General features: G+C 68.2%; 11 protein-coding genes. 6 read left to right on the forward strand and 5 right to left on the reverse strand.

What is annotated here, in order from left to right; all coding sequences use genetic code 11:
* Positions 1-33: 33 nt before the first annotated feature.
* The 6 genes from N177_RS07295 to N177_RS07320 all read left to right on the forward strand — a co-directional run bounded on the left by N177_RS07295 (position 34) and on the right by N177_RS07320 (position 5,893).
* On the forward strand, positions 34-1,167 hold the full coding sequence (locus tag N177_RS07295; RefSeq protein WP_040485341.1) for an aminomethyl transferase family protein: 1,134 nt from the start codon (positions 34-36) through the stop codon (positions 1,165-1,167).
* 543 nt (positions 1,168-1,710) lie between these two features.
* Positions 1,711-3,081, forward strand: coding sequence for an ammonium transporter (locus N177_RS07300; protein WP_023431644.1), 1,371 nt, complete (start codon positions 1,711-1,713; stop codon positions 3,079-3,081).
* Between the two features lie 30 nt (positions 3,082-3,111).
* Positions 3,112-3,297, forward strand: coding sequence for a hypothetical protein (locus tag N177_RS07305; protein WP_023431645.1), 186 nt, complete (start codon positions 3,112-3,114; stop codon positions 3,295-3,297).
* Positions 3,298-3,720: 423 nt separating this feature from the next.
* On the forward strand, positions 3,721-5,076 hold the full coding sequence (locus N177_RS07310) for an ammonium transporter (protein ID WP_023431646.1): 1,356 nt from the start codon (positions 3,721-3,723) through the stop codon (positions 5,074-5,076).
* A 34-nt stretch (positions 5,077-5,110) separates the two neighbouring features.
* Positions 5,111-5,329 (forward strand): hypothetical protein, encoded by a 219-nt coding sequence (locus N177_RS07315; protein WP_023431647.1) that lies wholly within the window; start codon positions 5,111-5,113, stop codon positions 5,327-5,329.
* 78 nt (positions 5,330-5,407) lie between these two features.
* Positions 5,408-5,893: a hypothetical protein gene (locus N177_RS07320; RefSeq protein WP_023431648.1), complete on the forward strand. Its 486-nt coding sequence runs from the start codon at positions 5,408-5,410 to the stop codon at positions 5,891-5,893.
* Here N177_RS07320 and N177_RS07325 read toward each other — a convergent pair.
* The 5 genes from N177_RS07325 to N177_RS07345 all read right to left on the reverse strand — a co-directional run bounded on the left by N177_RS07325 (position 5,887) and on the right by N177_RS07345 (position 10,573).
* Positions 5,887-6,762, reverse strand: coding sequence for a DMT family transporter (locus tag N177_RS07325; RefSeq protein ID WP_023431649.1), 876 nt, complete (start codon positions 6,760-6,762; stop codon positions 5,887-5,889). The two genes, N177_RS07320 and N177_RS07325, sit on opposite strands and share 7 nt — an antisense overlap.
* Before the next feature lie 82 nt (positions 6,763-6,844).
* Complete coding sequence (locus tag N177_RS07330; RefSeq protein WP_023431650.1) at positions 6,845-7,906, reverse strand: heme-dependent oxidative N-demethylase family protein; 1,062 nt, start codon at positions 7,904-7,906, stop codon at positions 6,845-6,847.
* Positions 7,907-7,921: 15 nt separating this feature from the next.
* A complete protein-coding gene (locus tag N177_RS07335; protein WP_081718432.1) occupies positions 7,922-8,827 on the reverse strand; it encodes a PDR/VanB family oxidoreductase in 906 nt (301 codons plus the stop codon).
* A gap of 56 nt (positions 8,828-8,883) precedes the next feature.
* A complete protein-coding gene (locus N177_RS07340; protein ID WP_023431652.1) occupies positions 8,884-9,486 on the reverse strand; it encodes a dimethylamine monooxygenase subunit DmmA family protein in 603 nt (200 codons plus the stop codon).
* A gap of 187 nt (positions 9,487-9,673) precedes the next feature.
* The gene (locus N177_RS07345; protein ID WP_023431653.1) at positions 9,674-10,573 is read right to left on the reverse strand and encodes a LysR substrate-binding domain-containing protein; all 900 of its coding nucleotides are present in this window, start codon (positions 10,571-10,573) and stop codon (positions 9,674-9,676) included.
* Between the last annotated feature and the right edge of the window lie 51 nt (positions 10,574-10,624).

Consider the following 10,624-nt stretch of genomic DNA (forward strand, 5'->3'; position numbering starts at 1 on the left):
TTCAACAAGAACTTCTGAACTGGGGACGGACACATGACCAGAAGCTGGAGATTCTCGGCGCTCGCCGACCGCCACAGGGCCTTAGGCTCCGATCTCGGGGACTGGAACGGGATGGGCACGGCCTGGACCTACGACAAGGACCAGGACGAGGAGTATGTCGCGATCCGCACGAAGGCGGGTCTGATGGACGTGTCGGGCCTGAAGAAGGTCCACGTGACCGGGCCGCATGCGAGCCACATCCTGGACCTCGCCACGACCCGCGACGTGGAGAAGATCTACCCCGGCAAGTCGGCCTATGCCTGCATGCTGAACGATGCCGGCAAGTTCACGGAAGACTGCATCCTCTACCGCACCGGCCCGAACTCGTGGCTCGTCGTCCACGGCTCCGGCACCGGTCACGAGGAGCTGCAGCGCGCGGCCGTCGGCAAGGACGTGTCGATCCGCTTCGACGACAACCTCCACGACCTGTCGCTCCAGGGCCCGCTGGCGGTCGACTACCTCGAGAAGCACGTCGCCGGCATCCGCGAGCTTCCCTATTTCCACCACATGCAGACGAGGCTCTTCGGCCTGCCGGCGATGATCTCGCGCACGGGCTATACCGGCGAGCGCGGCTACGAGATCTTCTGCCGCGGCCAGGACGCGCCGGCGATCTGGGACCGGATCGTCGACGAGGGCAAGGCGATGGGCATCATCCCCTGCCGTTTCACGACGCTCGACATGCTGCGCGTCGAGAGCTACCTGCTCTTCTACCCTTACGACAACTCGCAGATGTACCCGTTCGAGAACGAGGGCCCCGGCGACACGCTGTGGGAGCTCGGCCTCGACTTCACCGTCAGCCCCGGCAAGACGGGCTTCCGCGGCGCCGAGGAGCACTACCGCCTGAAGGGCAAGGAGCGCTTCAAGATCTACGGCGTCCTGCTCGAGGGCAACGAGCCCGCCGACGAGGGCGCGGAGATCTGGCGCGACGGCAGGAAGGTCGGCGTGTCGACCTGCAGCATGTACTCGCCGCTCGCCAAGCGCGCGATGGCGATCGCCCGGCTCGACGTCGACTGCGCCGCCGAGGGGACGCCGCTCGAGGTCCGCAACAAGAGCGGCGCGATCAAGGCGGCCGCCCACCCGCTGCCCTTCGACGATCCCGACAAGAAGAAGCGCACGGCCAAGGGCTGATCCGCGCTGAAGCGCCCGGCGGGCCCGCCCGCCGGAACCGATGCCTGCCGAGCGGCGGCGTCTTTCCGGAGCCTCTCCACTGGAGAGCCGCCGGATGGGCGCCGCCGCTTCCGTGCGTCGGTCTAGATTCCTCTACGGAAGCTTCGAGAGCGCACCGCAGGTGGAAGCCGTTCCTGTTCTTGTCGATCCTTTCGGCAGGCGGGATGTCCTGCCGCCTATACCGTGCGAAACGAGCACTTGTTGTGCAGGTCTGCACAAAATAAAGCGTCCGGCATCATGAGCGGCGGGCCCACCGGCACGATGTCCGCGTCCGGACCGGCCGCGAAGGCCCCGCCGGCCGGACTCCGTGACGGGGTAAAGCGGGCCTCCTCCCTTGAATTGCCTGAGCTTTCCCCACCCGGCACACCCGGCGTCTCGCCCGGTGCCGGCGCTGGCATGCATCTCGCATAGTCCTCGTGGTTTCTTCTCAGGCATCAACGAAGCTTGAGAGGAAACGGCTGCCCGTCTGCGACAGCGGCCGAACGGGGAACGAAGGAGACCTGCATGGAACAGCAGCTTTTGGAACTGGGGGAGAAGGTGGCCGCGCTCGAAGCGGGTGCCGGAATGTCGAACACCATCAACATGGAGATCTTCTACTGGTGGTGCACGGCGCTGATGATCACCATCCACGCCGGCTTCCTCGCCTATGAGATGGGGGCCTCGCGCGCGAAGAACGTGCTGGCGGCCGGCACGAAGAACCTGCTCGCCTTCGCCTTCGTGGTGCCGACCTTCTTCTTCTTCGGCTGGTGGATCTACAATGCCTTCCCGTCGGGCTTCACGATCGCGGAGGGCTCGGAGGTCGCGCTGCCGTGGTCCGCGGCGATGGGGCCGAACCTGACCGACAACGCCACGGGCATCTTCTGGGCGGCCTTCGCGCTCTTCGCCGCCACGACCGCCTCGATCGCGTCGGGCGCGGTGATCGAGCGGATCAGGCTCACGGCCTTCCTCGTTCTCGCGATCGTGCTGGGCTCCGCCGTCTGGATCCTCGGCGCCGCCTGGGGCTGGCATCCCGACGGCTGGCTGACCGTCCAGTTCGGCTTCCACGATGTCGGCGCGGCCGGCTGCGTGCACCTGATCGCCGGCGCCTTCACGCTCGGCATCCTCCTCAATCTCGGCCCCCGCCACGGCAAGTACAACGCCGACGGGTCGATCAACGCCCTGAAGGCCCACTCCGTGCCGCTGACGGTGGTCGGGCTGATGCTGATCATCGTCGGCTTCTTCGGGTTCCTCGGCGGCTGCATCATCTACAATGGCGGCGCGCAGTGGACGAACATCTACGGCCAGCCGGCGACGCTCTCCGCCTTCGCCTTCAACACGCTGATGGGCTTCACCGGCGGCATCATCGGCGGCTGGGTGAAGACGCGCGATCCGTTCTGGATGATGTCCTGCGGCCTCGTGGGCATCATCTCGGCCGCCTCCGGCCTCGACGTCTGGTACCCGCCGCTGGCCTTCGCGATCGGCATGGCCGGCGGGGTGATGGCGCCGATGGTGGCGCTCTTCCTCGAGAAGCGGGGCATCGACGACGCGGTCGGCGCGGTGGCGGTGCACGGCTTCGGCGGCGCGTGGGGCGTGCTCGCCATGGGCCTCTTCGCCTCGGGCTACCCCAATGTGGACGGGATGCCGGCTGTCTCGCTGACGGGGCAGGTGGTCGGCCTGGTCGTCCTCGGCGCGCTGGGCTTCATCCCCGGCTATGCGATCTCGGCGGTGATGAAGGCCGCAGGCGTCCTGCGCGTGCCGAGGGACGTGGAGATCATGGGGCTCGACGCGGTCGAGGTGCCGGTCGAGGCCTATCCCGAGGGGCTCGTCCGGATGGCTCCGTCCGCTTCGGATGAGGACGGCGGGATGGCGGCCGCGAAACCCGTCCCGGCCCAGTGAGCCGAGCATCAACGCAAGCAGGAGACCATCATGAACTCTTCCCCGCTCACCTCCTGGGACGGCGCCGAAGCCTATTTCACCTTTGCCGGCAGCGGCCTCGGCACGGGTTTCTGGCTGCTCGTCGCCGTCGTCCTCGTGGCCGGCTCGATCTGGTACGGCACGCGCCACGAAGCCCGTGACTTCGCGAAGTGGCACAAGACCCACCCGCACGGGTGAGACACCAGCGGCGGGTCGCCCGCCGCCGATCATGACGGGGCCGCCGCGACTGCCGAGGCGCGGCGGCCTCTCGCGTCAGAGTTGCGCGTGACGCTACGGCGGCCGGAGGACCCGCGGCGGCGCACGAGGCTGTCCGCCCAAGAACTAGGCAGCCGAAAGCTTAAGCGCTTGATCAAGTTGCGCTTGCAATATCAAAAGGGCCTGTCGGATGATGCCTAACAAGAAAAAAAGTTCGAGGGGGGAACGGCGCCTCGGTCATGCGGTTGAAGGCCGCATCACCCGACCGCGGGACGGCAGCTGGACAGGCTCGAGGCCGCCCGTTGTTCCGTCGACGTCCCATCTCCCCCGAAGACGAGATCAGACCACCGGCCATGATGGAGGAGGCAGCCTCCCGCGGCCGGGCCGATGCACCAGGGGGATCCATTGGGAAACAATCTCGACGCCCTGACCACGTTGTTCACCGAGTTCTACTACTGGGTGACCGTGGTCTTCATGTTCCTGATTCACGTCGGGTTCTGCCTCTACGAGGTCGCAGCGAGTCGCCGGCGCAACCACCTGCACACGCTGATGAAGAACACGATGTGCATCCCGCTGGTGACCATCACCTTCTTCTTCTTCGGCTGGTGGATCTATTTCGCCTTCCCGAACGGCCCCTTCATCACGGGCGGGATCGAGTTCGAGGCGGCGAGCGGCGCCCGTGCCTTCGATCCGGCAATGGGCACGAACCTTCAGGACCACATCAACGGCGTGTTCTGGGCCGCCTTCCTCCTGTTCTCCTGGACCGCGGCCTCGATCGTATCGGGCTCCGTGATCGAGCGGATACGGTCGGGCGCGTTCTGGATCCTCGCGGTGGTGATCGGCTCCTGCACCTGGATCATCGACGCGGCCTGGGGCTGGCACTACGGCGGCTGGATGGTGAAGGTGCTCGGCTATCACGACGCCTACGCCTCGGGCGTCATCCACGCGATCGCCGGCGGCTTCGCCCTCGGCGTGCTCGTGGTGCTGGGGCCACGGATCGGCAAGTTCCGGCCGGACGGGACGGCGCGAGACATCCCGCCGCACAACCCCTGGCTCGCGACGCTCGGCCTGTTCCTGATCTACACGGGCTTCTGGGGCTTCTATGCCGCCTGCAACATCCCGATCATCTCGCCCGAGGGCATCGACGGCGTGATCACCGGCGAGACCTGGACGGCGACGAACATCTATCTCGCGCCGACGACGCTCTCGGCGATCACCTTCAACTTCCTGATGTCGCTCTCGGGCGGCCTGCTGATGGGCTACGTCGTCTCGAAGGGCGACGCCTTCTGGACATACTCGGCGGGGCTCGCCGGCATCATCGCGGCGTCGGCGGGCAACGACCTCTACCATCCGATCCAGGCGATGTTCATCGGCGCGATCGGCGCGTTCGCCGCCTACAAGCTGCACTACTTCGTCGAGCGCACCTTCAAGATCGACGACGCGGTCGGTGCCGTCGCGGTGCACGGCTATGCCGGGTTCCTCGGCGTCGTCATCGCGGGCTTCATGCTCTGGGGCCAGCCCTCCTCGCCCTATGCCGGCTACGCCGTGATCAACCCCGTCGGCAACTTCCTGGGCGCGGTCATCATGTTCGGCGTTCTCGGCTTCCTGCCGGCCTGGATCATCTCCACGGTCCTCAACTCGTTCGGCATTCTGCGCATCCCGCGGAAGGTCGAGCTCGAGGGGCTCGATTTCGAGGCCAACCAGGCCTACCTCGCCGCGGTCGAGGAGGTCCGGCAGGCCGAAGGTTTGATGGTGCGCTGAACCGTCTGTTCACGTCTCACAGGAGAGGACTTCGATGTCGACCAACGGACTGACGAGCTGGGCCGTGGACCTCGCCGAGATCGGCGCGATCTACCCCTTCCAGGGAACCGAGGTGCCGCTCTACATCGCGGGCCTCGCGTTCTGGATCTGGTTTCACTGGGCGCAGCTGCGCAACGAGAAGGTGGAGCTGCAGCACGAGATGGACGCGGACGCCTCGGGCGAGGCCACGCGCGCGGCCATCAACGCCTACTGACCCGGGTACGGGCGTGCGAGAATCGACCTGGCCGGCGGGCCCTGCCCGCCGGCCGCGTCGCGTGAGAAGGCCGTTTCCATGAGTTACAGAAGTGCCCTCGCCTCGGTGCCGCAGAAGCCGGTCATCGCGGCGTGTCTCGTCGTGACGGCGCTGGTGGCGATCTGGTACGGCTGGAGCCGGTACGAGGTCTGCCGCGAGCGGGGAGAGCTCTCGGCGGCCCTGCGGGACTGGGCCCGCTCGACTCTCGACGGCCACACGCGCCCGCTCGAGGCGGCCGCGCCGTTCGTCTGGGACGAGGTGCGGATCGCCGAAGGCGTGGCGGAAACCGAGATCGCGCCCTTGGCATGCCCCTTCGGCGGGCACTGGGGGAAGGACGAGCGCGCCTCGCTCGCTCGGGCGGGGGGGCTGACGCTCTTCGGCTTCTTCGCGGGCGGCCGCCTGGTGGCGCTCGGCGACTTCCGCCGCGACTGGGCGAGCTTCGAAGGCGTGGAGGGTGCGCTCGCCCGCGAGGCGGCCGTGTTCGAGGCGGCGGACGGGCAGACCCTGAGACCGGTGGCTCAGTAGCGCGCCGCGAGCATCATGACGCTGCCGAAGACCATCGCGATCCCGACGCCCTGCACCAGATTGATCGGCTCCTTCAGGAACAGCCTGGCGAGCAGGATCGTGACGACGCCGAATCCCGAGGCGACGACAGCCGCCATCTCCGGAGAGGGCAGGCTGCCAGCCGTCACGACGAAGGCGATGGCCGCGACATCGAGCGTCGCGATCAGCGCGATGAGGGGCAGGTATCGCCGGCCGCCCGTGGGATAGCGCTCGTGTCGCGGCTGGGCCGCGAAGAGCGGCAGCACGGCGAGCACCGCGACGACACGCGCGATGGCGGTCACCGCGATCTCGTGCTGGCTGTCGGTCGCGGCCTGGCCGGCGGCGAAGGCGACGGCGAAGCCCGCGCTCGAGCAGAGCGCGGCGACGATCGCCTGGCCGGTGGTGCCGGGGCGCGGCCCGTCCGCGGCGGTGTCCTCGCTCCGGCCGTAGCGGGCGACGATGGCGACGCCGCCCACGATCGCCGCCGTGGCGACGAGGTCGAGGATCGCCGGCTTCGTGCCGGCGGCGATGGCCCATGCGACGGACAGCACGGGATAGGAGGCGATGATCGGCGCGACGAGCGCGAAGGGACCTATGGCGATCGCCCGGTAGAGGCCGAGGCAGGCGACGGCATAGGCGAGGCCGCTGAGCGCCGGCAGCCAGAGCCGGCCGGGCTCGATGCTGAGCGGGATGCCGAGCAGGAGCACGGCGGCGCCGAGGCCGACCGCGCCGATGGCGAGCACGCTCATGAGGGCCGTGACGCTGCCGAGGCCGCGGCCGATGAAGCGGATCAGGAGGTCGTGCAGGCCCCAGGAGAGGGCGGCGGCCGTTCCGAAGAGGATCGAGTTCATGCCCGGCGCGCTGCCGCCCCCGCGTGAAGGAAGGGGGCGGCGTCCGGCCCCCTCCGGGTGATGTCGATCAGTCGGCCCGTTCCTATCGCTGGAAGTCCTGCCAGTCGTCGGGGAAGAACCCCGGCGAGGTTGGCGAGCCGTCGTCATATCGGGAGAGCCACTCGACGGTCATGCCGTGGTAGCGGCTCAGCCCCTTGTAGTCGATGAGCTCGGGCGGCAGTGTCTTCAGCACCCGGTGCAGGCGCTTGGCCCATTTCGGCACCGTGACGAGCTCGTCCATCTTGATGAGGTAGCAGCGGATCGGGAAGACGATCGCGTTCGAGCGCGGCAGGCGCCAGAACGTCTGGAGCTCGACGCGAAGATGCACGAGGTTGCCCACGTTCTCGGGCGTCACCGTCGCACGGTCCGTCCCCCATTTGTGGTAGTTCTCCGGGCTCGTGTCGAGCCGCGGGTTGATCGTCATCGTCCAGTTGAGGCGCCGCGCCGGCTTGCCGTGCTGCAGGTTCAGGAGGAACTTCAGCGCCCGCTCGAACACCCGCATGTCGTGCGCGAGCGGCACGGGCCCGTGCCACTCGAAGAAGTTCATGCCGATGTCGAAGTCGAGCGACCAGTCGGCCTGGGTCGTCACGATGCCGGCGTCCATCCAGAGATTGCCGTCGCGCTGGTCGAGGAGCGCGAAGTCGCCCTGCGTCTGCCGCGTGATGTACTCCATCGGCCCGTAGGGCAGGGTGGAGGCGTCTCCGAAGGTGAAGCTGTCGTCGATGCCGAGAGGACGGTTGATCCACCGCCAGCTGTCACCGTCGCGATAGAGCTCGAAGAGGTCGGGATAGTCCTCGGCCTTCGAGGTCATGATGAGCTCGAGGAGGTCCCAGCCGGCGAGCTCCATGTGCGGCAGCGACTGGCAGCGCAGCGGATCCTCCGCGAGCACGAGCTCGCGGTCGCGCATTTCCGCGACGTAGTGCTCGTCGACGTCGAAGGCGTGCTCGTAGACCGATCCCGGCGCCGTCTTCACATGCGGCTCGATATTCACCGAGTACATGTACCGGTCCTCGTGGAACGGGAACGGGAAGCGCTTGATCGCGACGGGGCTGTTGCGGAACGTGAAGTCGTCCCGGAAGGTCTCTTCGTTGAAGACGATCGTCATGGCCAGGGTCCTTCCTTAGCGGTCGATCACGAGGCGGCGACCCTCGAAGCGCGAGACGCACACCATGATCTTCTCTCCCGACGCCTTCTCCTCGTCGGTGAGGTAGTGGTCGTTGTGCAGGATCTGGCCGTCGCAGGAGACGACGGCCGTCTCGCACTGGCCGCAGGCGCCGCCGCGGCAGAGATAGGGTGCGTCGACGCCGGCCGCCTCGATGGCTTCGAGCAGGCTCTGATGCGAGGCGACCTCGACCGTGATGCCGGAGCGCGCCAGCTCGACCTGGTAGGGCTTGCCGGGCTGCGGCGCGAGAAACTCCTCGTAGTGGACGTTCTGTCCGGGCCAGCCGAACTCGGAGGCGCGCCCGATGACGTCGGTGATCATGCCCTTCGGGCCGCAGACATAGAGATGCGTGCCGAGCGGCTGGTCGGACAGGATCGCGTCGAGGTCGAAGCCTTCGCCGAGATCCGTCTCGTAGACGTGCACGCGGTCGCCGAAGCGCCGGGCGAGATCCTCTGCATAGGCGCCCTGCTCGCGCGTCCGGACGTTGTAGTGCAGCTCGAACGCGGCTCCGGCCGCGGCGAGCTCCAGTATGTGGGGAACGAAGGGCGTGATCCCGATGCCGCCCGCCAGCAGGAGGTGCTTGCGCGCCCGCCGGTCGGAGGGGAACATGTTCACCGGCATCGAGATCGTCAGCTCCATGCCCTCCCGCACCTTCTCGTGCATGAAGCGCGAGCCGCCGCGCCCGGCCTCGTCCCGCCTGACGCTGATCGCGTAGCGGCTCGGATCGGCGGGATCGCTCATCAGCGAGTAGGGGTTGCGGCGCAGGATCTCGCCGTCGGGCATCTCGACGATCACGTGGGCGCCGCCGGAGAAGCGCGGCAGTTCGCCGCCGTCCCGCGCCCGGAAGGAGAAACGCTTGATCATGGGCGTGATCGTGTCGACCCGGTCGACGACCACGCTCAGCTTGCCTTCGCCACGATTCACTTGAACAGCTCCTCCGGCCGAGGCGCCGTGCCCGGTTCCTCAGCGTCGATGCAGACACCCTGAAACGCCCCGATCCGGCGCGAGTAGTGGTCGCGCACGAGGAGCGTCAGCCCGCAATGCGAGCACTTCACGGGCTGGGTGGTGACGTTTTCCGTGATGCCCTTGCAGTGCACGCACTGCACGCGCCGCGCCATCGAGCCGCGGTGCTCGGTGTGGATCGAGGCATGGTCGATGCCGGCCGTCTCTGCCGCCTGCACGACGAGGCCGATCAGCCCCTCCGTGCCGGTGACGTAAACCTGCGTCCCCATCTTCGCGTCGCGCAGGAGCGTCGCCACGGCCGCGGCCGCGTCGGCCGGCGAGCCGACCGACTGGAAATCGGCGGCACCGAGCGCGCGAAGGCCGTCCGCGCGGTCGGGTCGGTCGCCTCCCCTCGGCACGAAGATCAGGTGCGACTTGGCGAAGAAACCGGCCGGCGCGGCCTCGGCCATGCGCAGCACCGCCTCGGCGCCTTCGCCTTCGGCGACGATGATGTGAGAAAGGCCCGGCTGCGGCGCCAGGACCCCATAGACAGGCCGGGACTTGATCCCCTCTACAAGCATTCGGAGAACTCCTCCTTCATCCGATGCGAAGGCCCTCGCGAACTCTGCCGCCGGGCCGATTTTCCCCATTCGTCCGTGGCGCGGGCCGGTCGGCCGGCGCCGTTGATCCCCCTGGGGGCCGCGCCGTCGACGGGCGCCCTTGTTTCTTGCGAGTATAAATATGTTCCTCGCAGTCGCAACCGCGTGCTCATCGCGATTCACTGAGCCAGCTTCGCAAGGTGGCGGCGGCCTCCGGGAGTGGCCGTCCGGCGCGCGCCAGCAGATAATAGCCGGAGGTCGTGGCGACGCTGTGCCGGAGCGGGCGTACGAGGACGCCCCGCTCGAGCTCCCGGTCGACGAGGTGACGCCAGCCGAGCGCGACGCCGAGCCCGTCCGCCGCCGCCTGGACGGCGAGCGGATAGGTGTTCACGGTGAGGGTGCGCGCGGGCGGTGTCGCCGGGACGCCGCTGCGCTCCAGCCAGCCGCGCCACCGGAGCCACTCGTCGTGGTGGCTCGCGACCTCGATCAGCGTGTGCGCCGGGAGATCCGACGGTGCCGCCAGGGCCGGGGCGCCGGCGAGATAGGCCGGGGAGGCGACGGGGAAAATCTCCTCGTCGAGCAGCATCGCGCCCTCGTGGCCGGGCCAGGCGCCCTCGCCGCGGAGTATGCAGAGGTCGATGTCGGGCGACAGGCATTCCTCGTCGTCGTCCGAGGAGACGAGGCGGATCTCGATCTCGGGGTGGAGCCGCCGGAAATCCTGGATGCGCGGCATGAGCCACAACGCGGCGACCGAGTTCGTCGCGGCGATCGCCACGCTTCGCCCGTCCTCGGCGGCTCGGATCCGCCCGGTCGCCTGGGCGATCGCGTCGAGGGCGGGCGCGACGCTCTCGAGCAGGGTCCGACCCTCGCGGGTGAGCGTGACGAAGCGGTGCCCGCGCAGGAAGAGCGGACGCCCGAGATGATCCTCGAGAAGCCGGACCTTTCGGCTGATTGCCGCCTGGCTGAGATTGAGGTGCTCGGCCGCCGCCGTGAAGCCGCCGCGGGTCGCCGCCGCCTCGAAGGCCACGAGGTAGTCGAGCGGGGGAAGGTGGCGCCGGTCGTCTGCCATCAGCTTTCCTGGCCCTGACGCCGAAACAATTCTTCTTCACAACGCCGATTC

The organism is Lutibaculum baratangense AMV1, assembly GCF_000496075.1.
Lineage (GTDB): Bacteria > Pseudomonadota > Alphaproteobacteria > Rhizobiales > Tepidamorphaceae > Lutibaculum > Lutibaculum baratangense.